This window comes from Gordonia marina (assembly GCF_052036135.1).
Classification (GTDB): Bacteria; Actinomycetota; Actinomycetes; order Mycobacteriales; family Mycobacteriaceae; genus Gordonia.
The window spans coordinates 1-24897 of the sequence record NZ_JBPSDN010000016.1; the positions used below are offsets into that span (position 1 = coordinate 1).

Consider the following 24897-nt stretch of genomic DNA (forward strand, 5'->3'; position numbering starts at 1 on the left):
CTCAAACGCTACATCGCCCGCGAGATCTTCAAACTCCTCGAACACGGCCCCACACACGCAATCAGCGGCACCCACGACCACCAGCTCCCCGCTGCCGCTTGACAACGAACATAGAAGCGTCGAAACGATCCCCCTGACCAGGGATGACTCGCGAATGCGGTCAGTTCGGGGCGAGCTTGGTGATCTCGGTGCCCTCGACCAGCACCAGGTAGCCGTCCACCACGCTCGCCTGGCCGTTGATGTCGCGCTGCCAGGCGACCCGGCCGGTGGCGGCGTCGTACGCGGTGAGGGCGTCCGGGGCGGCGAACACCGCGGTGGCGCGGTCGGCGCCCACGCACGACAGGTAGTCGAGGTTGCGGGACGGATCCAGGTAGTCCGGCGGCGGCACGACGCCCAGGGCGTCGCCGTCGGCGAGCGTGTAGAAGACCCGCGAGTGATCCTTCTTGCGCATGGCGACCAGCGGTCCGCACGGCTGGGTGGTCTTGGACAACTCCGGGTCGGCGATATGCCAGCCCGTGCCGGTGTGCGGGTCGATCACCTCGTAGTAGCCCGACGAGGCGAGCACCTGGCTCGACCCGGCCCCGGCGAGCACCGGCAGCGTCGACGGTCCGGGCACCACCCGCATGCCTTGCGCCGTGCGCACCGGCTTGCGGGCCGGCCCGTTCTCGTCGCGCGGATACACCGAGACCGATTCGCGGCCGGGAGCGGTGACCTCGGCGAGCACGCCCCGCGGGTAGACGTCGAACGAGCAGTCGGCGCAGTCGAGTTCGACGGCGCCGGTCGTGGCGTCGAGCACGGCCGATCGGCCGTCGGTGGTGTCCACCACCAGCAGGCCGTCGGCCATCCGCGGCTTGGGCGTGCCGCTGAAGTCGCGGCGCCAGCGGAGGGTGCCGTTGGCGGTGCGCAGGCTCGCGCGGTAGCCGAGCTGGTCGACGCGGAGGAAGTCGTCGCCGACGGCGGTGACCGTCGCGGTCCCGTCGAGGGGGCCGGTCCGGCGCGGGTGGCCGTCGTCGTCGACCAGATAGAAGCCGTCGGGAACCCCGCCGAGGCGGACGGCGCAGCCGACCTGCTGCGCGTCGTTGACGGCGCAGTCGCCGAGACCGGCGTTCACCGGGCCGGGCCAGCGCGGCTTCCCGGTGGTGGCGTCGACCAGCAGGAACGACCGGCCGAGATCGGACGGATAGGAGATCAGCCAGTCGTCCCCGGCGGTTCCGGCGACGGCGACCTGGCCGGTGCCGCCGTACCCGGGCATCCCGGAGTCGTCGATGGTCCACGCCGCGGCCGGGGCGTGCGGGTAACCGCGGAGCACGCCGTCGCCACCGGAGTATCCGGGGGCCGGAGAACCGGACATGACCACCCCGGCGGCGGCCACCAGCAGGAACGCGCCGACGACGCCGAGCGTCGCCATCCCGCCGAACCGGCCTCGGTTGAGTTCCGCGCGTGACATGGCGAACAGTCTGTCACGGCGTTCGCTTGTGGCGTACCCGCCCGGGAACATCGCTCCGACACGAGGCGTTGAGTCCAGCAGACACTACAGTGGAAGCAAGGGCTCGCTGCCGTGCTTTCTCATCCGGGGCATGCAACACCGGAGCCAGCAATACATAGGGAGAACAATGTTCGAACGGTTCACCGACCGCGCACGCCGGGTTGTCGTCCTGGCGCAGGAAGAAGCGCGGATGCTCAACCACAACTACATCGGCACCGAGCACATCCTCCTGGGTCTGATCCACGAGGGTGAGGGTGTCGCCGCCAAGGCGCTGGAATCGCTCGGCATCTCGCTGGAGGCCGTCCGCAGCCAGGTCGAGGAGATCATCGGCCAGGGACAGCAAGCGCCGTCCGGGCACATCCCCTTCACCCCGCGCGCCAAGAAGGTGCTCGAGCTGAGCCTCCGCGAGGCGCTGCAGCTCGGCCACAACTACATCGGCACCGAGCACATCCTGCTCGGCCTGATCCGCGAGGGCGAGGGCGTCGCCGCCCAGGTCCTGGTGAAGCTGGGCGCCGACCTCAACAGCGTGCGCCAGCAGGTGATCCAGCTGCTGTCCGGCTACCAGGGCAAGGAGCCGGAGGCCGCGGGCACCGGCGGGCGGTCGTCCGATTCGGGCACCCCGTCGACCTCGCTCGTCCTCGACCAGTTCGGCCGCAACCTGACCGCGGCCGCCGGTGAGGGCAAACTCGACCCGGTCATCGGGCGCGAGAAAGAGATCGAGCGGGTCATGCAGGTGCTGAGCCGCCGCACCAAGAACAACCCCGTGCTGATCGGCGAGCCCGGCGTCGGCAAGACCGCCGTCGTCGAGGGCCTGGCGCAGGCGATCGTCTCCGGCAACGTCCCGGAGACGCTCAAGGACAAGCAGCTGTACACCCTGGACCTCGGTTCGCTGGTGGCCGGCAGCCGCTACCGCGGTGACTTCGAGGAGCGCCTGAAGAAGGTGCTCAAGGAGATCAACACCCGCGGCGACATCATCCTGTTCATCGACGAGCTGCACCAGCTGGTCGGGGCCGGTGCCGCCGAGGGTGCGATCGACGCCGCGTCGATCCTGAAGCCGAAGCTGGCCCGCGGTGAGCTGCAGACCATCGGCGCCACCACGCTCGACGAGTACCGCAAGTACATCGAGAAGGACGCCGCACTGGAGCGTCGTTTCCAGCCGGTCCAGGTGGGCGAGCCCTCGGTGGAGCACACCATCGAGATCCTCAAGGGCCTGCGCGATCGTTACGAGCAGCACCACAAGGTGTCGATCAGCGACGCGGCCCTGGTCGCCGCGGCCACCCTGGCCGACCGCTACATCAACGACCGCTTCCTGCCGGACAAGGCGATCGACCTCATCGACGAGGCGGGCGCGCGCATGCGCATCCGCCGGATGACCGCGCCGCCGGACCTGCGCGAGTTCGACGACCGGATCGCCGACGCCCGCAAGGAGAAGGAGTCCGCGATCGACGCGCAGGACTTCGAGAAGGCCGCCAGCCTCCGTGACAAGGAGAAGCAGCTCATCTCCGAGCGCTCCGAGCGCGAGAAGCAGTGGCGCGCCGGTGACCTCGACGTCGTCGCCGAGGTGGACGACGAGGAGATCGCCGAGGTGCTGGGTAACTGGACCGGCATCCCGGTGTTCAAGCTCACCGAGGAGGAGACCACCCGTCTGCTCCGCATGGAGGACGAGCTGCACAAGCGGATCATCGGCCAGGAGGACGCCGTCAAGGCGGTCTCGCGGGCGATCCGTCGTACCCGCGCCGGTCTGAAGGACCCCAAGCGCCCGTCCGGCTCGTTCATCTTCGCCGGCCCGTCCGGTGTGGGTAAGACCGAGCTGTCCAAGGCCCTGGCGAACTTCCTGTTCGGCGAGGACGACGCGCTCATCCAGATCGACATGGGCGAGTTCCACGACCGCTTCACCGCGTCGCGGCTGTTCGGTGCCCCTCCCGGGTACGTCGGCTACGACGAGGGCGGTCAGCTCACCGAGAAGGTGCGCCGCAAGCCGTTCTCGGTGGTCCTGTTCGACGAGATCGAGAAGGCCCACCCGGAGATCTACAACACCCTGTTGCAGGTGCTCGAGGACGGCCGTCTCACCGACGGCCAGGGTCGCACGGTCGACTTCAAGAACACCGTGCTGATCTTCACCTCGAACCTCGGCACCAGGGACATCTCCAAGGCCGTGGGCATGGGCTTCAGCAAGGACGACGGCAGCGGCTCCAACTACGAGCGGATGAAGCTGAAGGTCAACGACGAGCTGAAGAAGCACTTCCGCCCGGAGTTCCTGAACCGCATCGACGACGTCATCGTCTTCCACCAGCTGACGCAGGACGAGATCATCGCGATGGTCGACCTGATGATCGGCCGCGTGGAGCAGCAGCTGCGGACCAAGGACATGGAGCTGGAGCTGACCGAGAAGGCCAAGAACCTCCTCGCCAAGCGCGGTTTCGATCCGGTGCTCGGTGCGCGCCCGCTGCGTCGCACCATCCAGCGGGAGATCGAGGACCAGCTGTCCGAGAAGATCCTGTTCAACGAGATCGGCGCCGGTCAGATCATCCTGGTCGACGTCGAAGGCTGGGACGGCGAGGACGACGGCGAAGACGCCAAGTTCACCTTCACCGGAACCGAGCGTCCGCGCGAGGTGCCGGACAACCCGGTCGAGCTGGCCAAGGCCGTGGAGGGCGAAGCCGGCTGATCCCGTCCCGACGACGGCTGAGATCGTCCCACGACGGCTGAGCCGTCCTGACGACGGCTGAGCCCGTCGAAGCCCCAGTGCGAGGCCCCGGCAGCATGTCTGTCGGGGCCTCGCTCCTGTTACGCTTGTGATTGTTGTTACTAGTGTGACAGGAGTCTTCTATGCGCGCGGCAACCCGAACGGCGTTGGCGATAGCGGCGGCGGCGATGCTCGCGGCCCCGGGTGTCGCGTCGGCGGATCCGCAGCCCGCGCCGTCCCCGGCCGCCCCGGCTCCGAGCGTCCCGCCGCAGGATTCCGCGGCGTCGTCGCACATCGTCGCGGTGAGCCCGGCCGGCCCGCAGCAGGAGGCGATCGTCGTCTACTCGGCGGCGATGGACCGGAACATCCCGCTGACCGTCCTGCGGCCGCGCGGCGCCGGGAGCGGAGCGAGCGGGCCGGATGTCGCAGACGCGTCGAAGCCGGCGCCGATCCTGTATCTGCTGAACGGTGCCGGCGGCGGCGAGGACGACGCGACCTGGCAGGTCAAGACCGACTACGTCAAGTTCTTCGCCGACAAGCACGTCAACGTGGTGACCCCGATCGGCGGCGCGTTCAGCTACTACACCGACTGGGTCAAGGACGATCCGGTGCTCGGCCGTAACAAGTGGCAGACCTTCCTGACCAAGGAGTTGCCGCCGCTGCTCGACAAGCAGCTGGGCAGCACCGGGACCAACGCGATCGCCGGCATCTCGATGGCGGGCACCTCGGTGCTGAACCTCGCGATCGCCGCGCCGAAGCTGTACCGCGCGGCGGCGTCGTACAGCGGCTGCGGCCGCACCAGCGACGGGCTGGGGCAGGCGTACATCCGGACGGTCGTCGAGGATCGCGGGCGCGGCGATGTCACCAACATGTGGGGTCCGCTCGACGGCCCCGGCTGGAAGGCCAACGACCCGTACCTGAACGCGGCGAAGCTCCGCGGCACCAAGGTGTATCTGACCAGCGGAACCGGTCTGCCCGGCGAGTTCGACACCCTCGGTGCGCGGCTCATCAACGGCGACGCGGCGGTGCTGGCCGATCAGATCGTGACCGGCGGCGCCATCGAGGCGAGCGTGCACAGCTGCACGGTCCAGATGGCGGACGCGCTGGCGCGCGCCAAGGTCGACGACACGGTGATCCTCCGGCCGACGGGCACGCACTCGTGGCAGTACTGGGAGCAGGATCTGTACACCACGTGGCCGTCCATCGAGCGGGACCTGAATCGGCGCTGACGCGCGTTTGTCCTATCCTGTACACCATGTCTGAACGCCGATTCGCTGCCGCCGTGACCGTGCTCGCGGGTGCGGGAATGGTGGTCTTCACCTTCTTGCCGTGGCTGCGGTTCCTGCCGCCGTCGACCTCCCCGGGCCTGGCGCAGGTGGTCGAGAGCGGCTGGGGCCTGCGCGACAGCGGTGTCGATCTCTCGGTGTGGACGATCGTGCTCGGCGGAGTGCTGGTCGTGAGCGGTCTGGCCCTGTTCTTCGGTGTGATGGAGCAGCCGTTCGCCGGGATCAGCGCGGCCGCGGCGGTGATCGCGCTGGCCGGCGTCTGCTTCTTCCTGTCCAACCCGAGGATCGCCTTCGATCCGGCGCCGGACTTCCCGTATCCGCACGCCTTCGAGATGGCGGCCTGGGGGCTCTGGTGCATCTTCGGCTTCGCGCTGCTGGGCGTCATCGCGACGCTGACCGCGGTCGTCGCGTCGCGGCGTGTGGACCTGCCCACAGCGGCGGAGCACGCCAGCGTCTGAAACGGTGATTCTCAGGTTGAGTGTGGAAAACTAGATCCCATGCGTGCAATCCCCTCGGGCCGCCTGGCGGCCGCCCTGATCGCTGCTCTGGCAGTGGTCGCGGTGGTGATCGCCGGGGTGATGCTGGCCGAATCCAATTCCGGGTCCGCCGAGGCCGGTCCGGTGGTGCCGAAGGCCAAGCACGTCAAGGCCAAATACGTGGCGCTCGGCAGTTCGTTCGCCGCCGGCCCCGGTGAAGGGCACCCGGTCGGGCGCTGCGGGCAGACCTCCGACAACTACCCGCGGCAGGTGGCGCGCGCACTGAACATGAAGCTGGTCGACGCGACCTGCTCGGGCGCGGTGACCGAGGACATTCTTCGGCCGTCGCCCAAACATCACGATCGGGCCCCACAGATCGACGCGGTGACCCCGGACACCTCGCTGGTGACGGTCACCGTCGGCGGGAACGACGTCGCCTACATCGGGCGGATCGCGAACATGGTGTGCGCCAACCTCGCGGTCGGCCTGTACCTCCCGCCGCTCGGCAAGTACTGCAACTCGATCAACTGGCCGTCGGCCTTCCCGATGCCCGACCGGTACCAGTCGGTGGAGCGGTCGCTGATCGACGTGGTGCGCGCGGTTCACACCCGCGCCCCCGAGGCCCGCGTGGTGCTGGTCGACTACCTGCCGGTGGTCTCGGTGAACGAGGGCTGGTGCGACCGGCTGCCGATGGAGCCGTGGCAGGTGGCCGAGACCGCTGACGTCGGCACCCGGCTGGCCGACGCGACCGCCCGGGCCGCGCAGGCCTCCGGCGCCCAGGTGGTCCGCACCGAGGCCGACGGGGCCAAGCACACGATCTGCTCCGCGGACCCGTGGGTCCGCGGCTACGGCCAGCCCATGCCGTTCCACCCGAACGCCGCGGGCAAGCGGGCGATGGCCGACGAAGTGATCCGCGCCCTGCGCTGAACGCGCTGGTGTTCTTCCCTCCCGCTGGCGGATCTGGACGCCGCTGGTCAGGTATGGCCAGCTGAGTCCAGATCCGGCGGGGCGATGGAGAACCGCCAGCGATGCGACACGCCCGGCCGGGCGGTGACGGATCCGGGAACCGGTCTCGCGCGTCTAACAATCATGACGATCGCACCGACGTATCCGACCGACCGCTACGGATTGATTCACCGCGAGGCGGCCCTGTCGCTGGGATTCACCGACAACTTTCTCGCCGCCGAGGTGAAGGCGGGGCGCCTGGTGCGCCTGATCCGCGGGGTGTTCACGCTGCCGCGGCCGGCGGGCGAGAAGGCGTGGCTGTCGGAGGAGACGCTGTTCCGGCTGCGGAGCACCGCTGCGGTGGTCGGCAGCCGGCATTCCGGTGCGACGATCCTCAGTCACGAGTCCGCCGCCTCGGTCCATCGTCTCGGGCTGCTGAAACCGCGCCACGACCACGTCCACCTGACCGGGACCGCGGGGGCCGGCGGCCAGATCCGGGGGCCTCGGCACGTCTATCCGGGGCCGGTCGCGGAGGCCGACATCGCGGTGGTCGACGGTCTGCGGATCACCGGCCTGGCGAAGACGGCCGCGGACATCGCGCGCGCTTCCACGTTCGCCCAGGCCCTGACCGTCTTCGATTCGGCGCTCCGGCGAGGTGCGGCGAAGAAGGAGATCGCCGAGCATCTGAAGGGGCGGCGTCCGGGCGGTCCCGCGGCGCGGGCAGCACTCCGCTTCGCCGACAAGGACTCGGAGTCCGTGGGGGAGTCGTGGAGTCGTGCGCAGATGATCGCCGCGCTGTTGCCGGGCGCGCGACTTCAACGCGAGTACCGGGTGTCCGGCAAGACCTACCGGGTCGACTTCGACTGGGCGGGCCGGCTGATCGGTGAATGCGACGGCATGGTCAAGTACGACGAGCTGCTGCGGCCCGGCGAGTCGGCCGAGACGACGATGGCCGCCGAAAAGCGCCGGGAACTGGCGCTGCGGCGCCTGGGCCTCGCGGTGGTGCGCTGGAACTGGGGCATGCTCGAACGGGGCGAAGTGGTGCCGCTGCTGATCGGCTGGCTCGACGCGCTCGGCCTCCGCGGTGCGTCGCCCCTCCCGGTCGCGGCCGGATGACGCGGGCGTTCCTCCATCCGGCTGGCGGACCTGGACCGTGCTGGTCAGGTATCGCCCGCGGCGTCCAGTTCCGGCGTGAGGGTGGAGAGACGCCGGCGTGGTCGGGTCAGGCGGCGTCGACCATGCCCGAGGTGCGCTGCTTGTAGAGCACCGCGGAAGCGCCGATCAGCAGCAGGATGCCGGTCCCGGCGAGGTAGGTGCCGATGCCGTAACCGAGGGTCTGCTGAATCACGACGCCGATGATGATCGACGCGCAGGCCACGACCAGCTGCTTGCCCGGATTCTGCTTGCGCCAGTCGAGCCGGTTGCGGCCGGTGGTGATGAGGCTGATCGGGCTCAGGCGCAGCACCTCGACGAGGAAGAGCGTCAGGGCACAGACCACCAGGTACATCGGCACGATCATCCAGCCGATCCCCACCTTGGCGCTCAGGAACTGCGGGGTGACCGCGAAGATCGCCACCACGTGGGCCAGGTAGATCGCGAACGAACGGTCGGCGGCCTTGGCCATCAGGCTGTCGGCGGTGGAACCGGGACGACGGCGCGTCTGCCAGATCACGCCGCCGGTCCACAGGAGCACGATGATGCCGATGAAGGCGAAGGCGTTGTGCACCATGAACACGTTGGTGGCGCGGAAGACGTCCTCGGCGGTCAGCTTCCCGCCGAGGCCCATCACCTGATCGGCGTAGTAGGCCAGGGTCGCGGCGATGGTGATCAGCGCGATCACCGAGAGCGGCCAGCGCCAGCGCTTCATGAAGGCGCTGAACGCCTCGAAGTGGAAGGCCGCGAGACAGCCGGCCAGGACGAAGAACTGGTACGGCAGCAGGGTGATGCCGAGGTAGCGCCACAGCAGGCCCAGGGGACCGTGGGTGAAGATGTCCAGCGCCGGCCGGACCATGTGGTACAGCAGCCAGAGGTGGAAGGTGCCCGAGACGGCGAGCAGATAGCGGTGGTAGCCGTTGGTGCGGCGGAGCACCCAGAGCACGGCCGGGAAGACCACGTAGATCTGCATGCTCACCGACAGGAAGTACAGGTGGTAGGCGGCGTGCCCGGTGATCAGGTCGTAGGCGATCGACTTGCCCGCGGTGAGCGCCGCGTGCGGGCCGTCGAACGCGGCCCACACGTCGCCCCAGCCGCCGCGGCGCCAGCGGTTGTACACCCAGTAGAAGAGCGACCACGTGACGAAGGGGAGCCCGATCAGCTTGAACCGCCGCCGCCAGAACGTCGGCGCGTGTAGCTCACGGTGCCGGTACTGGTAGGTCAGGACGAAGCCGGTGAGGGCGAAGAAGCAGTAGCGCGTGTAGCGCAGCAGCAGGCCGACGCCCTGGGCGATGAGCTCGGTGTAGGGCGCGATCGCGAGAATGACGTGATCGAGAACGACGCCGGCGAAGGTGACCAGCCGGACGAAGTCGATCTGATAGAGGTGTTTGTCCTTCTTGCGCGGCTTGTCCTGCGGGGTCGCGGCCGGTGCCTCGGGCCGCGTGTCAGCAGACGAATCCATGTGGCAACACGTTACCGGGGGAGGCCCCAGAACCCGTATTCGTGCGTCAGTGATCGAGCAGCAGACGCACCGTCTGTGCCATGCGATTGGTCACATCGGTCGCCGAGGCGCGGCGGGTGAGCCACTGCACGAGGTTCGACATCCACACGTCCGAGATCACCCGGGCGATCGCGAGTTCGTTCTCGGTCGGCTCCACGGTGGGATCGGCGGGGTCGAGCATCGCGCCGGCCAGCAGCCGGTCGATGGTGGTCGCCACCCGGTCCACCTCGCCGGCGGCCGACGCGTCGGCGAACATGAAGGCGCGGGTCATGGCCTCGGTGAGCAGCGGGTCGCGCTGCATGGCGTAGGTGATCATGTCGAGGACGTTGCCGAGTCGCTCGATCGGGGTGTCGCCGGGCAGCTGGGTGCGGTCCACCCGGCCCTCGACGCGTTCCAGTTCGCGCGCCAGTGCGGTGACCAGCAGGTGCACTTTGGACGGGAAGTAGCGGTACAGGGTGCCGACGGCCACCTCGGCCTTGTCGGCGACGGTGCGCATCTGCACGGCGTCGTAGCCGCCCTTGGAGGCCAGCGCGAGTGTCGCGTCCAGGATGCGGCGGCGTCGTTCGCGCTGGGCGGCGGAGCCGACCTCGGCACCCGACGTCGGCGTTCCGGCCGGCGGAGCCGGGGCGGTGGTGTCGGCGTTGCTGGGTCCGGAAGCGGCCATGGGTAGCGTCCTTTGCTTTCCTCGGGTATTCGTTGTAACCCTAACCTGATTAGAACAGGTTCTAATTGCCGGGAACAAGCGTAAACGCGAAGGAGAGCCGTGATGATCGCCACCTCGGCCGAGCAGACGGCCGTGACCCAGGCGTTGGCGGCGTGGGCGCAATCGCGCGGCACCGCCGCGGCGGTGCGGTCCGATCTCGACACCGGCGAGGCATCGTGGCGCGCGTGGTGGACCGAGATCGGCGACCTCGGCGTGTTCGGGGCGGCGGTCCCCGACGAGTGCGGGGGAGCGGGCGGCGGCCTCGGTGACGTCGCGGTGATGCTCGAGGCGTGTGGGGCCGCGCTGGTGCCGGGACCCCTGGCGCCGACCGTCGCCGCGGCCTTCGTCGCCGCCCGGCAGGGCTCCCCGATCGCCGCGGAACTGATCGCCGGGACCCGGCCGGTCGTGGTCCCGGCGACGGCGGTCGCGGCGGGCCTGCCGCTGCGGGTGACGGGTGGCGGCGTTGACCTCGGGCCGGTGCCGGGCTGGACCGGCGACGCGCTGATCGCCGCGCCGCTGGACTTCGGCGACGACCGGCCGCGCTGGTGGCTGATCGACGCGCCGGCGACGTCCGTGGCGGTCACCGAGATGCCGGGGCCGCTCGACGGCACCGCCGTACCACGGCGCATCTGGATCGACGGCGTCGACGACGCGCGGCTGACCGAACTGGCGGACGGTGAACTGTTCTTCGCGGTGCTGACTCTCGGGGTCGTCGCCTATCAGGCGGGCGTCGCGCGACATGTGCTGGATACGGCGGTCGACTACGCCAAGGTCCGCACTCAGTTCGGTGCGCCGATCGGCTCGTTCCAGGCGGTGAAGCACCTCGCGGCCGACATGCTGTGCCGCAGCGAGCAGCTCGGTGCCGCGGCGTGGGATCTCGCGGCCGCACTCGACGACCTGGTGCGCCCGGGCGCCGACGCGGCCCGGCGCCAGCAGGTCCGGTTCAGCCGGCTGGCCGCCGCGGTCCTGACCGCCGACCTGGCCCCGGCGACCGCGAAAGACGCGATCCAGATCCTCGGCGGCATCGGTTTCACCTTCGAGCACGACGCTCACCTGTCGCTGCGCTCGGCCCTGGCCGCGCGGATGCTGCTCGGACAGGGGTCGGTGCAGCGCGCCGAGCTGGCCGCTCTCGCCCGGGACGGCCTCCGCCGGGAGTTCACGCTCGATCTGGCGGCGGCGGAGGCGCGACGGCCGGAGATCGCGGCGACGGCCGAGGCGATCGCCGCCGCGCCCGAGGATCGCCGGCGCGTGGAACTCGCGCGCACCGGGTTCCTGGTGCCGCACTGGCGGCCGCCGTACGGGCTGGGTGCCGATCCCGCGCTGCAACTGCTGATCGACGCCGAACTGGATCGCGTCGGGGTGACCCGGCCCGATCTGGTGATCGCGGGCTGGGCGCTGCCGACGATCCTGGAACACGGCACCGACGAGCAGCGTGAGCGCTTCGTCGGACCGACGCTGGCCGGTGAGATCCGGTGGTGTCAGCTGTTCTCCGAGCCCGAGGCCGGTTCGGACCTGGCGTCGCTGCGCACCCGCGCCGAGCGGGTCGACGGCGGCTGGCTGCTGTCCGGCCAGAAGGTGTGGACCTCGGAAGCGCATTTCTCCCAGTGGGCGGTGTGCCTGGCGCGTACCGATCACGACGTCCCGAAGCACAAGGGCATCAGCTATTTCCTGGTCGATATGAGCAGTCCGGGCATCGAGATCCGGCCGCTGCGCGAATTGACCGGCCGGGCGATGTTCAACGAGGTCTTCCTGGACGGGGTGTTCGTGCCCGACACGCTGGTGGTCGGCGCGCCCGGCGAGGGCTGGCGGCTGGCGCGCACGACGCTCGCCAACGAGCGCGTCGCGATGGGCGGGGCCGGTCTCGGCAAGGAGGTCGACGCGTTGCTGCGGCAGATCGACGGGTGCGAGCTGCCGCCGGACGTGCTGGGCGAGTTGGGGCGGATCGTCGCCGATGCGCATATCGGGCGGGCGCTCGACGCCCGCGCCGTGGTGCAACGACTCTCCGGTACCGATCCGGGGGCGATCTCCAGCGTCCGGAAGCTGATCGGTGTGGTCCATCGCCAGTCGGTGCCGGAATTCGCCACCGACCTGCTCGGGGTCGACGCCCTCGCCGCCACCCGGGCCACCGAGTTGCTGCTCCTCAACCGCTGTCTGTCGATCGCGGGCGGCACCACGCAGATCCTCAAGAACGCCGCGGCCGAGCGGATCCTCGGGTTGCCACGATGAGGGGCCGCCTTGAAGTAGAACGTGTTCTAAGATAGAACGTGTTCTAACTTCTTCGCGGCGAGCACTTGGGAGGATCGGGTGGACTTCACCCTCGATGAGGCGGGAGCGGCGGTCGCCGAGGCGGCCGACGAGGTGGTGAGCAGACTGAGTCCGGACTGGACGGCTGCCTTCGCCGCCGACGGCTTCGACCGGGCCGCCTGGGCGGCGCTGACCGGCGCCGGGCTCACCGTGCTCGGCCTGCCCGCGACCGCCGGTGGTGACGGGCTCGCTCTCGATGCGCTGGCACCGCTCGCGGTGCGGGCCGGCCGCGGGGCCGTCGTCACCCCGTTGATCGCCACGCTCACCGGCACCGCCGCGCTGGTGCACGACGACGAGGCCGCGCGTCGCTGGGCGCCGGTCGTGACCGGCGGCGGCTGGTTCGCGGTGGCACTCGGTGAGCGCAACCCGGCTCCCGGTGCGCCGTCGCGCCTCGCGCTCGACGCCGCCGGACGGCTGTCCGGGACCGCGGTGGGCGTCCAATTCGCCGAGGGCGCCGGTGCGCTGCTGGTCCAGATCGCCGGTGGCGCCGCCGTCGTCGATCCGTCCGCGCCGGGCGTGCTCCTGACGCGCACGCCGTCGTCCACCGGGGCCGCGGAGTTCGCGGTCACCTTCGACGGAGCGCAGCCGGCCGCCGTGCTCGACGGTGCGCCGCTCGGCGACGTGTATCGCGCGCTGTGCGCGGCCTACGCCGACGGACTGCTGGCCGGGGCGATGGAGCGCACCGCCGCGCACGTGAGCGAGCGGCAGCAGTTCGGGAAGCCGATCGCGGCGTTCCAGGCGGTCGGGCAGCAACTCGCCGACGTCTACGTCGTCTCGCGGACGCTGCACCTGATCGCCACCTCGGCGGCCTGGCGGCTGGCCGCCGGGCGCGATGCCGACGAGGATCTGGCCACCGCGTCGTACTGGATGGCCGCCGAACTGCCCGCGGCGCTGCGCACCATGACGCACCTGCACGGCGGGATCGGCGTCGACCGCAGCTACCCGCTGCACCGGTACTTCTCGCTGGCCAAGGACCTGGCACGACTCGCCGGCGGCCCGACGGCCGCGCTCGATGCGCTCGCCGACGTCACCGTGAAGGAGGCGGCATGTTCCCCGAACTGACCCCGGAACAGCGGCACCTGCGCGCCGAGCTGCGGGACTACTTTGCCGGCCTCATCTCGCCGGAGGACGAGGCCGAACTGCGGACGCAGCGGCACGGTGCCGCCTACCGCGGCATCGTCAAGCAACTCGGCGCGGACGGCCGTCTCGGCGTCGGCTGGCCGGAGGCATACGGCGGCAAGGGATTCGGCGAGATCGAGCAGCAGATATTCACCGACGAAGCGGTGCGCGCGGACGTCCCGCTGCCGTCGGTGACCCTGCAGACGGTGGGTCCGACGCTGCAACGGTTCGGGACACCCGAGCAGAAGGAACGTTTTCTGCCCGGCATCCTGGCCGGTGACGTGCACTTCGCGATCGGCTACACCGAGCCGGCGGCCGGCACCGATCTGGCCTCGCTCACCACCCGCGCCGTGCTCGACGCCGACCGCGGCGAGTACGTGGTGAACGGCCAGAAGGTCTTCACCACCGGCGGGCACGACGCGGACTTCATCTGGCTCGCGGTCCGGACCGATCCCGACGCCCCGAAGCACCGGGGTATCTCGATCCTGATCGTCGACACCACCGATCCGGGGTTCTCGTGGACCCCGATCATCACCGCCGACGGCGCCCACCACGTCAACGCCACCTACTACCAGGATGTGCGGGTACCGGTCGCGATGCGGGTCGGCGCGGAGGGCGACGGCTGGAAGCTCATCACCACCCAGCTCAACCACGAGCGCGTGATGCTCGGTCCGGCCGGTCGTATCGGCGGCCTCGCCGACCGCCTGCGGGCCTGGGCCACCGGCGCCACCTACGACGGACGGCCGGTGATCTGCGAGCAGGAGGTGCGCCGGACGGTCGCCCGGATCGGCGCTTACCAGCGGCTCAACGAACTGCTCAACTGGCAGGTCGCGAGCTCGGGGGAGATCTCGATGGCCGACGCCGCGGCCACCAAGGTGTTCGCCACCGAGCGGCTGCAAGCGATCTACCGAATGATCGACGACGTCCTCGCCGGTTACGGCGACCTGACCGATCCGGCCACCGCCGCGTTCGCCGAATGGCTCGACATCCAGGCGAAACGGAACGTGGTGATCACCTTCGGCGGCGGCGTCAACGAGGTGATGCGCGACATGATCGCGACGGCCGGACTCGGGCTGCCGAGGAGCAAGCGATGACCGGCTTCGACGGTGTGGTTCCTGAGCGGAGTCGAAGGGCTCAGCCGGCGGAGATCGAAGCTGCCGCCCGCGAGATCATGGCGGCCGGGCCGAGCGCGCCGATCGGCGGCCGCGATCCGATCAACCGGCCGATGATCCACAACTGGGTCGAAGCGATGGGCGACGCCAATCCGATCTACGTCGACGACGACGCGGCCCGCGCCGCCGGGCACCCCGGCGTCGTCGCCCCGCCCGCCATGGCGCAGGTGTGGACCATGCGCGGTCTGCACGGCGTGCGCGCCGACGACGATCCGCTCGGCCGCGCGACGGAACTGTTCGACGCGGCCGGGTACACGTCGGTGGTCGCCACCAACTGCGACACCGTCTACCACCGCTACACGCGCCCCGGCGAGGAGGTGACGCTCTCCGCGGAGCTCATCGACGTCGCCGGCCCCAAGCAGACCGCGCTCGGCGAGGGCTGGTTCTTCACCACCCGCAACACCTGGCGGGTCGGCGACGAGACGGTGGCCGAGATGAACTTCCGCATCCTCAAATTCCGGCCCGCCGCGCGGCCTACGCCGGTCGAGCCCCTCGACTCCGCTCAGGAACCACCCTTCGACTCCGCTCAGGAACCACCCTTCGACTCCGCTCAGGAACCACCTCGTCGAGACCCTGCGCCGGAACAGCTTCGGGACCGCACCGACCTGGACCCGTCGGCGATGATCCGCCCCACCGTCTCCCGCGACACCGCCTTCTTCTGGGACGGCGTCGCCGCCCACGAGCTGCGCATCCAGCGGCAGGGCGACGGCACCCTCCGCCATCCACCGATTCCGGCCACCTGGAAGCCCCGCGGCGACGACGGCGAGTTCCCGCCCACCGACTACGTGGTGGCCTCCGGGCGGGGGACGGTGTACAGCTTCGTCGTGCATCACGCGCCGAAGGTGCCCGGCAGGTCGCTGCCGTTCGTGGTCGCGCTGGTGGAACTCGAGGAAGGGGTGCGGATGCTCGGCGAACTGCGCGGCGTGGATCCCGCCGATGTCCAGATCGGCATGGACGTCGAGGTGGAATTCCTCGACTTCGACGACGACCATGCTGATCGAGCCCTTCGACTCCGCTCAGGAACCACCCTTCGACTCCGCTCAGGAACCACCTCGTCGAGATCCTGGACCCTCTACGCCTGGCGGGCACGATGATCCGCGTCGGCGACACCCTGCCGCCCCTGACGATCGAGGCGACCCCGACCTTCGTGGTCGCGACGGCGCTGGCCACCCGCGACTTCCAGGACGTCCATCACGACCGGGACCTCGCGCAGGCGAAGGGCTCCAAGGACATCTTCGTCAACATCCTCACCGACACCGGGCTGGTGGAGCGGTTCGTCACCGACTGGGCCGGTCCCCGCGCCCGCATCGCGTCGATCACGCTGAAACTCGGCGTGCCCTGGTACGCGCACGACACGCTCACCTTCACCGGTGAGGTGGTGGCCCTTCGACAAGCTCAGGGGGCGGGTGCGGAGGCGGAGTGCGGAGACACCGTCGAGGTCGCGGTGACCGGCACCAACCCGCTCGGCAAGCACGTGATCTCCACGGTCACCTTCACCCTGGAGGAACAGTGACCCGCACCCTGTCCGGGCAGGCCGCCATCGCCGGGATCGGCGCCACCGACTTCTCCAAGGAGTCCGGGCGCAGTGAACTCCGGCTGGCCGCCGAGGCCGTCGAGGCGGCACTGTCCGACGCCGGCCTGACCGCCGCGGAGGTGGACGGCCTGGTGACCTTCACCATGGACACCAACATGGAAGTGGCCGTCGCGCGGGCCGTCGGCATCGGCGAACTGACCTATTTCTCCCGCATCCACTACGGCGGCGGTGCGGCGTGTTCGACGGTGCAGCAGGCGGCGATGGCCGTCGCGACCGGAGTGTGCGACGTCGTCGTCGCCTACCGGGCCTTCAACGAGCGGTCGGGGAACCGGTTCGGCCAGGTCAACGCGGCCGTCGCGAACCAGGAGAACTCGTCGGGCACCGACAACGCGTTCTCCTATCCGCACGGTCTGTCGACCCCGGCGGCTTTCGTGGCGATGGTCGCGCGGCGCTACATGCACGAGTACGGGGCCACGAGCGAGGACTTCGGGCGCATCGCCGTCGTCGACCGCAAGCACGCCGCGGTGAATCCGAAGGCCTTCTTCTACGGCAAGCCGATCACCTTGGCGGACCATCAGGCGAGTCGGTACATCGCCGAGCCGCTGCACCTGCTGGACTGCTGCCAGGAGTCCGACGGCGGCGTCGCGATCGTCGTCGTCTCGCCGGAACGGGCCGCCGACCTGCGGCAACGTCCGGTCTCGATCGCGGCGGCGGCCTCGGGCAGCGGACGCGATCAGTTCATCATGACCAGCTACTACCGCGACGAACTCGCCGGGCTGGCGGAGATGGGCCTGGTCGGGCGTCAGCTGTGGGCCCAGGCCGGACTCGCACCCGACGACGTCGACGTCGCCATCCTGTACGACCACTTCACCCCGTACACGCTGATGCAGCTCGAGGAACTCGGCTTCTGCGGCCGCGGGGAGGCGAAGGACTTCGTCGCCGAGCCGGGTGCGCTCGAGGTCGGCGGTCGGCTCCCGCTGAACACCCACGGGGGACAACTCGGCGAGGCCTACATCCACGGCATGAACGGCATCGCCGAGGCCGTCCGCCAGCTGCGTGGCGACTCGGTGAACCAGGTCGACGGAGCACGCTCCGCCCTGGTCACCGCCGGCACCGGCGTCCCCACCTCCGGCCTCATCCTGACCACCGACTGACCGATCCAGCCCTCGCAAGGAGAACCACGATGAAGTTCAACCTCGCTTCCGTCTTCGAGACCGTCGCCGATGCGGTGCCGGACCGGGTGATGCTGACCTACGAGGGGACGGGCTACACCTACGCCGAGATGGACCCGCGAATCAACCAGGTCGCGCACCTGCTGGCCGGTAACGGGATCGGCCGCGACGACAAGGTGGCGCTGTACCTGAAGAACAGCGTCGAGCACGTCCTCGCACTGCTCGGCATGCTGAAGATCGGGGCGGTGCCGGTCAACGTCAACTACCGCTACACCGCGCCCGAGCTGGAGTACATCTTCACCAACTCCGACGCGGCCGCCGTCTTCGTCGAGCTGCCCGAGCACCAGGACATGCTGGCCGGACTGCTGCCGAGCCTGCCCGACCTGCGGGTCGTCGTCGTGATCGGGGAGGTGACCGACGCGCTGCGCTCGGCCGTCGACGCCGACGAGTCGGTCACGCTGGTGGACTTCGGCGACGTCGCCGAGCAGTCGACCGAGCGCGACTTCCCGCAGCGCAACGGTGAGGAGCTGTACCTGATCTACACCGGCGGCACCACCGGCTACCCGAAGGGCGTGGTCTGGCAGCACGACGACTTCTTCCGCAAGCCGATCTCCGGCGGCAACCCGTACGGTCCGGCGCGGGAGAGCTACGAGGAACTGGGCCGCGAGGTGGCGAACTTCCCGTCGCTGGCGTTCCTGATCGCGGCGCCGCTGATGCACGGGGCCGCGTCGTACTCGCTGTTCACCTTCCTGAGCCTGGGCGGGCGGCTGATCCTGGAACGCGACTTCGATCCGGAGTCCATCGTGGCGAACATCCCGCGCGACCAGACGCAGATGATCCTGATCGTCGGCGACGCGATGGGTATGCCGCTGGTCGAGGAGATGGAGAAGCGGGCCGGCGACGTCGACTACTCGTCGCTGTTCATGATCGCCTCCGGCGGTGCCATCTGGAGCAAGAGCGTGCGCGACCGGTTCGCCGCGGTGAAGCCGGAACTCGTGCTGCGCGACAACTTCGGCGCGTCCGAGTCCGGGAACGACGGCGAGATCATGATCGACGAGAACGGCAATCTCAAGGTGCCGCCGACGGACCGGATGATGGTGGTCGACGAGCACTTCGAGCGGATCACCACGCCGAACGAGGTCGGCTACATCGCGCGGGTCGGCAACATTCCGCTCGGCTACTACAAGGACCCGGAGAAGACGGCGCGCACGTTCCCGACGATGGCCGACGGCACCCGGATCTCCGTGCTCGGCGACATGGGCTATCTCGACGACGAGGCCAACATCGTGTTCCTCGGCCGCGGCAGCCAGTGCATCAACACCGGCGGCGAGAAGGTCTACGCCGAGGAGGTGGAGGCCGCGCTGCACGGGCATCCGGCGGTGGCCGACGCTCTCGTCGTCCCGGCCCCCGACCCGAAGTACGGGCAGCGCGTCGCGGCCGTCGTGCAGGTGGCCGAGGGTGCAGCCGAACCGACCCTGGCGGAGTTGCAGGAGTTCTGCCGGACGTCGCTGGCCGGATACAAGGTGCCGCGCACGGTCGTGTTCGTGGAGGAGGTGCGCCGCACCCCGGCGGGCAAGGCGGACTACCGGTGGGCCAAGGCCGCCGCCGAGGCGGCGCCGGTATCGGTGTAGCTCCGCGGTTCCGGTACTTCCTCGACGACCTGACCGCTGTCGACGCGGCGGGGCTGCTCAACCGCTCGCCCCGCCGGTCGAGCCGCCAGGCGAGATCGAGTCGAAACGCACCTGGACTGCGGAGAGTCGTTTCGACTCGGTCGGGCCCCCGGGGGCCCCGGCTCAACGGTCTTTTCGAGACGGGGTTCGGCTGTCGGGGCTTGGGGCGGTTCAATGGGCGGCGGGGTTGCCCCCGGCCGCCCGTTGAGCCGGTCGAGCCGCCAGGCAAGACCGTGTCGAAACGCGCCGCTGGACTGCGGAAGGTCGTTTCGACTCGGTCGGGCCCCGGGGGGCCCGACCGGCTCAACGGTCTATTCGAGACGGCGTTCGGCTGTCGGGCTTGGGGCGGCTCAACAGGTGGCGGGGTTGCGGACCGGGTCCGGGGGCGCAGTGCCCTCGGACCCGGTCTCTCTCCGCAGTCTCAGTCGATCACGACCGGCTCACCAGAGGTCGTAGCCGACGTTGGTGTGCGGGTAGCCGCTGCTGAGGTTCGCGTTGATGAAGTAGTGGCCGCCGGTGGTGCCGGTGGCATTGGTGTTGGCGCCGGCCGGGGTGTTGACGAGCTGGTAGATCGCGTGGGGTCCGGCGGCACCGATCCGGTAGTCGACGGTCACGGTCTGGGCGTGCGGGGCGGCGGCGGTGACGATCTCGCTGGCTCCGGGCGCCAGCGTGCGGCGGGGCGCGTTGATCCAGTGGCCGCTGCCCGGGTTGGCGCCGGCGAGGTACTCGGTGCGATCGGTGTGGTTGGTCAGCGTCATCGCGACGGTGGACTGGCCGGCCGGCAGGGTACCGGCGTGGGCGGCTCCGGCCGCAGCACCGGTGGCGACGGCGGCGAGGGCGCCGAATCCGGCGATCACGGCGGTGGTGCGGGTCTTGATGGTGGTGTTCCGGGTGGTCATGGTGTGTCTCCCTGTCTGGTGGCCGGTGCCCTTGTGGGGTGGTGGCCGTCGTTGTTTCTGACACCTATGACTCTGCCGGGCGTAGGGGCTTCGCGGAGTCCCCCGACGGGTGGATCGCCCGGTTGATCGCGCCCTCCCCCGATCGGGGGAGGGCGGGGTGGCCCGGCGAGTAGGGTGACCGGGCATGGCGCCCAGGTCGATCTCCGTCGTCGTGGTCGATGACCACCCGTTCTTCCGGGACGGAGTCTCCCGCGGTCTGGCGAGCAGCGGCCGGATGACGGTGGTCGGGGAGGCCGCCGATGTGCGCACCGGCCTGGGCCTGATCGCCGAACTGCGGCCCGAGGTCGCCGTCGTGGACTATCAGATGCCCGGGATGACCGGCGTCGACCTGGTGCACGCCGTGGTGCGCGACGGGCTGCCCACCAAGGTGCTGCTGTTGTCGGCGGTCACCGATTCGGCGGTGGTCTTCGAGGCACTGCGCGAGGGCGCGTCCGGGTACCTGTCCAAGGAGACCGATCGCGACGCCATAGTCGGTGCCGTCGAACGGGTGGCGCGCGGTGAGACGGTGCTGCCGCCCGAGCTGGCGGACGGGCTCGTCGTGCAGATCCGGCAGCAGGCCGGCCCCGAGGCGCCGGCGCTGAGCGAACGGGAGCGGCAGGTGCTCGACGGCTTCGCCCGGGGACTGTCGATCCCGCAGATCGCCGGCGAACTCTACATCGGCGCGTCGACGGTCAAGACGCACGCCGCGAACCTGTACCAGAAGCTGGGTGTCTCCGATCGGGCGGCGGCCGTCGCCGAGGGCATGCGGCGGCGCCTGATCGAATGAGCGCGTCACCGGAGATCGATCGCATTCACGCCGATCACGCCCTCCTGGGGATGCGCGTGCAGGTGGTCCTGCGGCTGTTCCTCGCGGTGTTCCTGGTGCTCGCCGTCCTCTTCGACCCGCCGGCGAGCTGGGCGGTGCTGATCTGGACCGTCGTCGGCTGCTACCTCGTCTGGGCGGTGGCGACCGTCTTCCCGGCCCGGCATCCGGGGCCGCGGACCCTGCGCTGGGCCTGGTCGGCGCTGTTCGTCGACCTCGCCGCGGTCACCGCGGTCGCGGTGCTGGCCGCCTACTCGGACACCATCAGCTGGACGTCCGACGTGCTGCTGACCGGCTTCGCGCTGATCCCGATGGCAGCGGCCACCCAGCTGCGGCCGGCGATCTGTGCGGCCGTCGCGATCCCGGCGACCGTGGTGTTCTTCGGGGCGAGCGTCGCCGCCCGCCCGGCGAACGGTGAGCCGTGGTCGCTGGTCCTGCTGCACACGCTGGTGATCGGCGGGCTGGCCGTCGGGGCGATCGGCATCTCCCGGTTGCAGCGGTCGCGCGTCGAGACGATCGCCGGGCTGGCCGCCGACCGCGCACGACTGCTCGACGACGTCCTCAGCGTCGACCGGCGCGCCCGCCGCGACCTGGCCGAGGCCCTGCATGACGGCGTGCTGCAGTACGTCCTGGCCGCGCGCGGCGAACTCGGTGCCGTCCGGCGCGGGGACTCCGCGGCGGCCGACCGCGTCGACGAGGCGCTGCGGGAGTCGTCCGGGTTGCTGCGCTCGACGCTGACCTCGCTGCATCCGGCGGTGCTGGAACAGCACGGACTCGCGGTGGCGCTCGGGGATCTGGCGACGTCGACCGCGGCGCCGGGCCTGGTCGTGATCGTCGACACCGCCGCCTGGCCGCCGGGGCCGTCGCCGATCGACGAGGTGCTGTACGCGACCGCCCGGGAACTGCTGACCAACGTCGTCAAGCACGCCCGGGCGCGGCGAGTGGAGATGACTCTCGAAGTCGACGACGACGGCGGTGCACGGCTGGTCGTCGTCGACGACGGTGTCGGGATGCCCGCGGAACAGGTGCGGCCGGAGCGGCTCGCGGCCCGGCTCGCCGAGGGGCATCTGGGGCTGTCGTCGCGCCGGGTACGACTCGCCGCGGTCGGCGGCACGCTGAGTTTCGCCGAGCGCACCGGCGGCGGGACCGTCGCGATCGCCGCGGTGCCGCTGCCGGACTGACCGTCGTGCCCGGCCCGATCGGGCCGCGCCGGTCGCCGGGGTGCGGGATGATCGCTCCATGAATCGCGGGGGAACGCGGAGTGTCCGGTACCTGGCGCGTGGGCTGCCGGCGCTGGCGACCGTCCGGGCCTACCGGCTCGGCTGGCTGCGTGGTGACCTGGTCGCGGGCGTCGCGGTCGCCGCGCTGATGATCCCCGCCGGGCTCGGTTACGCGGAGGTCTCCGGGCTGCCGCCGGTCACCGGTCTGTACGCGACCATCATCCCGATCCTGGTGTACGCGGTGATCGGACCGTCGCGCATCCTGGTCCTCGGCCCCGACTCGGCGCTGGCGCCGATCATCGCGGCCGCGATCGTGCCGCTCGCCGTCGCCGGCTCGCCGCGGCGCGTCGAACTGGCCGGGGTGCTGGCGATCGAGGTCGGCATCATCCTGGTGCTGGCCGGGCTGTTCCGGCTCGGTTTCCTCACCACGCTGCTCGCCAAACCGATCCGCATCGGCTACCTCAACGGGATCGCGCTGGTGGTGGTGCTGGGCCAGGTGCCCAAGCTGCTGGGCTTCTCCGGGGACGGGGCGTCGATCGTCGAGGTGATCGTCGAGGACTGGAAGGGGATCGTGGGCGGCGAGGTGCAGCCGAAGGCGGCGGCGATCGGGGTGGTCGCCCTGACGGTGATCCTGCTGCTCAAATGGTGGCGCCGGGCGATTCCCGGGGTCCTGATCGCGGTGGTCGGCGCCATGATCTTCCTGGCCGCGGCGGCGTGGCAGCACGACGTGCCGGTGGTCGGGGCGATGCCGCCGGGGCTGCCGACACCGGAGTTGCCGTCGCGCATCTGGCACGACTGGGTGGAGCTGATGGTTCCGGCCGCCGGTATCGCGCTGATCGCGTTCGCCGACACCAGCGTGCTGTCGCGGACCTTCGCCGCGCGGGCCGGATACACCGTGAACGGCAATCAGGAGGTCGGGGCCGTCGGTCTCGCGAACGTCGCGGCCGGCTTCTTCGGGGGGTTCCCGGCGATCGGCTCCAGCTCGCGGACCGCGGTCGCCGAATCGTCCGGGGCGCGGAGTCAGCTGTCGTCGGTCACCGGGGCGCTGCTGGTGCTGCTCGCGCTGCTGCTGGTCCCGGGCATCACCCGGTATCTGCCGTCGTCGGCGCTGGCCGCGGTGGTGATCACCGCCGCGCTCGCGCTGGTCGACGTGAGCTCGGTGATCGAGCTGTTCCGGATCGACCGGGTCGAGGGCCTGATCAGTGTCGTCGCGTTCGGTGGTGTCGCGGTGCTCGGCGTGCTGCAGGGCATCCTGGTGGCGATCGGCCTGGCCGTCCTCGCGTTCGTCTACTCGGTGTCGAGACCGTACCGGACCGAGCTGGGCGACGTCCCCGGCCTGCGCGGCTATCACGACCTCGCCAGCTACCCGAACGCGCGCCGCGTCCCGGCGACCCTCATCCTGCGGTTCGACGCCCCGCTGTTCTTCGCGAACGGCGCGATGTTCGACGATTGGGTGCGCGGCGAGGTGAAGGCGGCGCGGTCGGCGGGCCGCGAGATCGCGACCGTCGTGCTGGCCTGCGAGCCGATCACCGACATCGATTCCTCCGCGATCGACGAGCTGGTGGAACTCGACGACTACCTCTCCAAACACGGCATCGACCTGGTCTTCGCCGAGATGAAGGATCCGGTGCGCCGTCAGCTGGAGCGGTATCGGCTCAAGGTGAACGGCGAACCGCGCTTCGGGCCCGGCCACTTCGCTCCGACGGTCGGCTCGATGGTCGACGAGATCCTCGACGAGGACGACTGATCCGCGGGACCGCTCAGCCGGTCCAGGCCGCGTTCCGGGCCTCGTACTCGAAGGCGGCGGTGAGCACCGACGTCGGTTCGGTGTCGGCCCGGACCAGGGCGACCCGGGCGCCGAGCGGTGCGGCGTCGTCCAGGGCGCTCGGCAGGGCGACGGTCCGCAGTCGGGCCGGCGAGGGCAGCGCGCTGAGCCAGGCGTGCGGCACGATCGACGCCCATCGGCCGGTCTCGGTCAGGGCGATCAGGGTCGCCACCGAGTCGGTCTCGACCCGCGGCCGCAGCCGGGTGCCGTGCGCCGCGGCGGCCTCGTCGACCAGATCGCGCCCGCGCATGCCGGGTCGCAGCAGGCACAGCGGCAGTCCGGCGACGCCGGACCACGTCGGGCCGGCCGGGTCGTCGTCGAGTGAGGCGTCCTCGAGCAGGCCGGCGGTGCCGACGAGGACGTGTCGTTCCCGGTAGAGCGTGGTGAGCACCAGCCCGGCGGTGTCGACTCCGTCCGGATAGAGGAGCCCGGCGTCGAGCTCGAAGCGCCGGACCCGTTCGGCGATCTCCCCGGATCGCAGTCCGGCGTCGAGGCGGATCCGGGCGCGCGGATGAGCGGCGCAGAAGGTGTCGACCAATGCGGCCACCGTGGTCGCCGCGCCCGGGATCACGCCGAGCCGGAGGTCGCCGCTCACCCCGGTCCGAAAGGCCGCCGCCTCCAGGTTCATCGCATCGCGGTCGGCCAGGATACGCCGCGCCCAGGTGACGAGCTGTTCGCCCTCGGTGGTGAGGCCCTCGAAGTTCTGGCCGCGGCGCACCAGCGGGACACCGAGTTCGCGTTCCAGTTTGCGGATCGCCTCCGACAGCGCGGGCTGTGACACGTAGCAGGCCGCCGCCGCGCGTGCGAAATGGCGCTCGGCGGCGAGGGCGACGAAGTACTCGAGCTGGCGGAACAGCATTCGACGGTTGTAGCACGGCGCCGAAC

At 70.4% G+C, this 24897-nt stretch carries 20 protein-coding genes; 15 read left to right on the plus strand and 5 right to left on the minus strand.

Features of this window, described 5'->3' with window-relative positions; genetic code table 11:
• Nucleotides 1–160: 160 nt before the first annotated feature.
• Nucleotides 161–1447: an outer membrane protein assembly factor BamB family protein gene (locus ACSEEN_RS11820; RefSeq protein ID WP_440713265.1), complete on the minus strand. Its 1287-nt coding sequence runs from the start codon at nucleotides 1445–1447 to the stop codon at nucleotides 161–163.
• Between the two features lie 166 nt (nucleotides 1448–1613).
• On the opposite strand from ACSEEN_RS11820, the gene ACSEEN_RS11825 reads away from it, so the two are divergent.
• The 5 genes from ACSEEN_RS11825 to ACSEEN_RS11845 all read left to right on the plus strand — a co-directional run bounded on the left by ACSEEN_RS11825 (nucleotide 1614) and on the right by ACSEEN_RS11845 (nucleotide 7995).
• A complete protein-coding gene (locus ACSEEN_RS11825; protein ID WP_247866268.1) occupies nucleotides 1614–4154 on the plus strand; it encodes an ATP-dependent Clp protease ATP-binding subunit in 2541 nt (846 codons plus the stop codon).
• Nucleotides 4155–4315: 161 nt separating this feature from the next.
• Entirely contained in the window at nucleotides 4316–5401 is a 1086-nt protein-coding gene (locus ACSEEN_RS11830; protein WP_440713266.1) for an alpha/beta hydrolase, read from the plus strand.
• A gap of 26 nt (nucleotides 5402–5427) precedes the next feature.
• Nucleotides 5428–5916: a hypothetical protein gene (locus ACSEEN_RS11835; protein ID WP_247866270.1), complete on the plus strand. Its 489-nt coding sequence runs from the start codon at nucleotides 5428–5430 to the stop codon at nucleotides 5914–5916.
• 39 nt (nucleotides 5917–5955) lie between these two features.
• On the plus strand, nucleotides 5956–6861 hold the full coding sequence (locus ACSEEN_RS11840; protein WP_298445481.1) for an SGNH/GDSL hydrolase family protein: 906 nt from the start codon (nucleotides 5956–5958) through the stop codon (nucleotides 6859–6861).
• A 162-nt stretch (nucleotides 6862–7023) separates the two neighbouring features.
• Nucleotides 7024–7995, plus strand: a complete 972-nt coding sequence (locus tag ACSEEN_RS11845) for a hypothetical protein (RefSeq protein ID WP_440713267.1) — start codon at nucleotides 7024–7026, stop codon at nucleotides 7993–7995.
• Nucleotides 7996–8101: 106 nt separating this feature from the next.
• Here ACSEEN_RS11845 and ACSEEN_RS11850 read toward each other — a convergent pair whose 3' ends face one another.
• The gene (locus ACSEEN_RS11850; protein ID WP_298445476.1) at nucleotides 8102–9493 is read right to left on the minus strand and encodes an acyltransferase; all 1392 of its coding nucleotides are present in this window, start codon (nucleotides 9491–9493) and stop codon (nucleotides 8102–8104) included.
• Between the two features lie 46 nt (nucleotides 9494–9539).
• Nucleotides 9540–10196, minus strand: a complete 657-nt coding sequence (gene kstR, locus ACSEEN_RS11855) for a cholesterol catabolism transcriptional regulator KstR (RefSeq protein ID WP_247866274.1) — start codon at nucleotides 10194–10196, stop codon at nucleotides 9540–9542.
• A 102-nt stretch (nucleotides 10197–10298) separates the two neighbouring features.
• Between kstR and ACSEEN_RS11860 the strand changes: the two genes are divergently transcribed.
• From ACSEEN_RS11860 to ACSEEN_RS11890, 7 genes are all read left to right on the plus strand, one after another.
• A complete protein-coding gene (locus tag ACSEEN_RS11860) occupies nucleotides 10299–12461 on the plus strand; it encodes an acyl-CoA dehydrogenase family protein (protein WP_440713268.1) in 2163 nt (720 codons plus the stop codon).
• Nucleotides 12462–12539: 78 nt separating this feature from the next.
• Nucleotides 12540–13601 carry an acyl-CoA dehydrogenase family protein gene (locus ACSEEN_RS11865; protein WP_440713269.1) on the plus strand — a complete coding sequence of 354 codons (1062 nt, stop codon included), beginning with the start codon at nucleotides 12540–12542 and terminating at the stop codon, nucleotides 13599–13601.
• Nucleotides 13586–14752 carry an acyl-CoA dehydrogenase family protein gene (locus tag ACSEEN_RS11870; RefSeq protein ID WP_440713270.1) on the plus strand — a complete coding sequence of 389 codons (1167 nt, stop codon included), beginning with the start codon at nucleotides 13586–13588 and terminating at the stop codon, nucleotides 14750–14752. Before ACSEEN_RS11865 ends, ACSEEN_RS11870 begins: the two co-directional genes overlap by 16 nt.
• Entirely contained in the window at nucleotides 14749–15924 is a 1176-nt protein-coding gene (locus tag ACSEEN_RS11875; RefSeq protein ID WP_440713271.1) for a bifunctional MaoC family dehydratase N-terminal/OB-fold nucleic acid binding domain-containing protein, read from the plus strand. Before ACSEEN_RS11870 ends, ACSEEN_RS11875 begins: the two co-directional genes overlap by 4 nt.
• Nucleotides 15921–16343, plus strand: a complete 423-nt coding sequence (locus tag ACSEEN_RS11880; protein WP_440713272.1) for a MaoC family dehydratase — start codon at nucleotides 15921–15923, stop codon at nucleotides 16341–16343. The genes ACSEEN_RS11875 and ACSEEN_RS11880 overlap by 4 nt, the downstream gene beginning before the upstream one ends.
• On the plus strand, nucleotides 16340–17518 hold the full coding sequence (locus ACSEEN_RS11885; RefSeq protein ID WP_440713273.1) for a lipid-transfer protein: 1179 nt from the start codon (nucleotides 16340–16342) through the stop codon (nucleotides 17516–17518). The genes ACSEEN_RS11880 and ACSEEN_RS11885 overlap by 4 nt, the downstream gene beginning before the upstream one ends.
• Nucleotides 17519–17547: 29 nt before the next feature.
• Nucleotides 17548–19167: an AMP-binding protein gene (locus ACSEEN_RS11890; protein ID WP_440713274.1), complete on the plus strand. Its 1620-nt coding sequence runs from the start codon at nucleotides 17548–17550 to the stop codon at nucleotides 19165–19167.
• 479 nt (nucleotides 19168–19646) lie between these two features.
• On the opposite strand, the gene ACSEEN_RS11895 is transcribed toward ACSEEN_RS11890, so the two are convergent.
• Nucleotides 19647–20105, minus strand: coding sequence for a hypothetical protein (locus ACSEEN_RS11895; protein ID WP_440713275.1), 459 nt, complete (start codon nucleotides 20103–20105; stop codon nucleotides 19647–19649).
• A gap of 184 nt (nucleotides 20106–20289) precedes the next feature.
• Between ACSEEN_RS11895 and ACSEEN_RS11900 the strand changes: the two genes are divergently transcribed.
• Genes ACSEEN_RS11900 through ACSEEN_RS11910 form a run of 3 tightly spaced genes read left to right on the plus strand, consistent with a single transcriptional unit; the run spans nucleotide 20290 to nucleotide 23934 of the window.
• On the plus strand, nucleotides 20290–20931 hold the full coding sequence (locus ACSEEN_RS11900; protein WP_440713276.1) for a response regulator: 642 nt from the start codon (nucleotides 20290–20292) through the stop codon (nucleotides 20929–20931).
• The gene (locus ACSEEN_RS11905) at nucleotides 20928–22148 is read left to right on the plus strand and encodes a sensor histidine kinase (RefSeq protein ID WP_440713277.1); all 1221 of its coding nucleotides are present in this window, start codon (nucleotides 20928–20930) and stop codon (nucleotides 22146–22148) included. The genes ACSEEN_RS11900 and ACSEEN_RS11905 overlap by 4 nt, the downstream gene beginning before the upstream one ends.
• Before the next feature lie 58 nt (nucleotides 22149–22206).
• Nucleotides 22207–23934, plus strand: coding sequence for a SulP family inorganic anion transporter (locus tag ACSEEN_RS11910; RefSeq protein ID WP_440713278.1), 1728 nt, complete (start codon nucleotides 22207–22209; stop codon nucleotides 23932–23934).
• A gap of 13 nt (nucleotides 23935–23947) precedes the next feature.
• Here ACSEEN_RS11910 and ACSEEN_RS11915 read toward each other — a convergent pair whose 3' ends face one another.
• Complete coding sequence (locus ACSEEN_RS11915; protein WP_440713279.1) at nucleotides 23948–24871, minus strand: LysR family transcriptional regulator; 924 nt, start codon at nucleotides 24869–24871, stop codon at nucleotides 23948–23950.
• Between the last annotated feature and the right edge of the window lie 26 nt (nucleotides 24872–24897).

What these genes read in the sequence shown, in the direction of transcription:
- ACSEEN_RS11820 (WP_440713265.1), bottom strand. Translation starts at nt 1,447, where the DNA reads ATGTCACGCGCGGAACTCAACCGAGGCCGGTTCGGCGGGATGGCGACG.
- ACSEEN_RS11825 (WP_247866268.1), top strand. Translation starts at nt 1,614, where the DNA reads ATGTTCGAACGGTTCACCGACCGCGCACGCCGGGTTGTCGTCCTGGCG.
- ACSEEN_RS11830 (WP_440713266.1), top strand. Translation starts at nt 4,316, where the DNA reads ATGCGCGCGGCAACCCGAACGGCGTTGGCGATAGCGGCGGCGGCGATG.
- ACSEEN_RS11835 (WP_247866270.1), top strand. Translation starts at nt 5,428, where the DNA reads ATGTCTGAACGCCGATTCGCTGCCGCCGTGACCGTGCTCGCGGGTGCG.
- ACSEEN_RS11840 (WP_298445481.1), top strand. Translation starts at nt 5,956, where the DNA reads ATGCGTGCAATCCCCTCGGGCCGCCTGGCGGCCGCCCTGATCGCTGCT.
- ACSEEN_RS11845 (WP_440713267.1), top strand. Translation starts at nt 7,024, where the DNA reads ATGACGATCGCACCGACGTATCCGACCGACCGCTACGGATTGATTCAC.
- ACSEEN_RS11850 (WP_298445476.1), bottom strand. Translation starts at nt 9,493, where the DNA reads ATGGATTCGTCTGCTGACACGCGGCCCGAGGCACCGGCCGCGACCCCG.
- kstR (WP_247866274.1), bottom strand. Translation starts at nt 10,196, where the DNA reads ATGGCCGCTTCCGGACCCAGCAACGCCGACACCACCGCCCCGGCTCCG.
- ACSEEN_RS11860 (WP_440713268.1), top strand. Translation starts at nt 10,299, where the DNA reads ATGATCGCCACCTCGGCCGAGCAGACGGCCGTGACCCAGGCGTTGGCG.
- ACSEEN_RS11870 (WP_440713270.1), top strand. Translation starts at nt 13,586, where the DNA reads ATGTTCCCCGAACTGACCCCGGAACAGCGGCACCTGCGCGCCGAGCTG.
- ACSEEN_RS11875 (WP_440713271.1), top strand. Translation starts at nt 14,749, where the DNA reads ATGACCGGCTTCGACGGTGTGGTTCCTGAGCGGAGTCGAAGGGCTCAG.
- ACSEEN_RS11880 (WP_440713272.1), top strand. Translation starts at nt 15,921, where the DNA reads ATGATCCGCGTCGGCGACACCCTGCCGCCCCTGACGATCGAGGCGACC.
- ACSEEN_RS11890 (WP_440713274.1), top strand. Translation starts at nt 17,548, where the DNA reads ATGAAGTTCAACCTCGCTTCCGTCTTCGAGACCGTCGCCGATGCGGTG.
- ACSEEN_RS11895 (WP_440713275.1), bottom strand. Translation starts at nt 20,105, where the DNA reads ATGACCACCCGGAACACCACCATCAAGACCCGCACCACCGCCGTGATC.
- ACSEEN_RS11900 (WP_440713276.1), top strand. Translation starts at nt 20,290, where the DNA reads ATGGCGCCCAGGTCGATCTCCGTCGTCGTGGTCGATGACCACCCGTTC.
- ACSEEN_RS11905 (WP_440713277.1), top strand. Translation starts at nt 20,928, where the DNA reads ATGAGCGCGTCACCGGAGATCGATCGCATTCACGCCGATCACGCCCTC.
- ACSEEN_RS11910 (WP_440713278.1), top strand. Translation starts at nt 22,207, where the DNA reads ATGAATCGCGGGGGAACGCGGAGTGTCCGGTACCTGGCGCGTGGGCTG.
- ACSEEN_RS11915 (WP_440713279.1), bottom strand. Translation starts at nt 24,871, where the DNA reads ATGCTGTTCCGCCAGCTCGAGTACTTCGTCGCCCTCGCCGCCGAGCGC.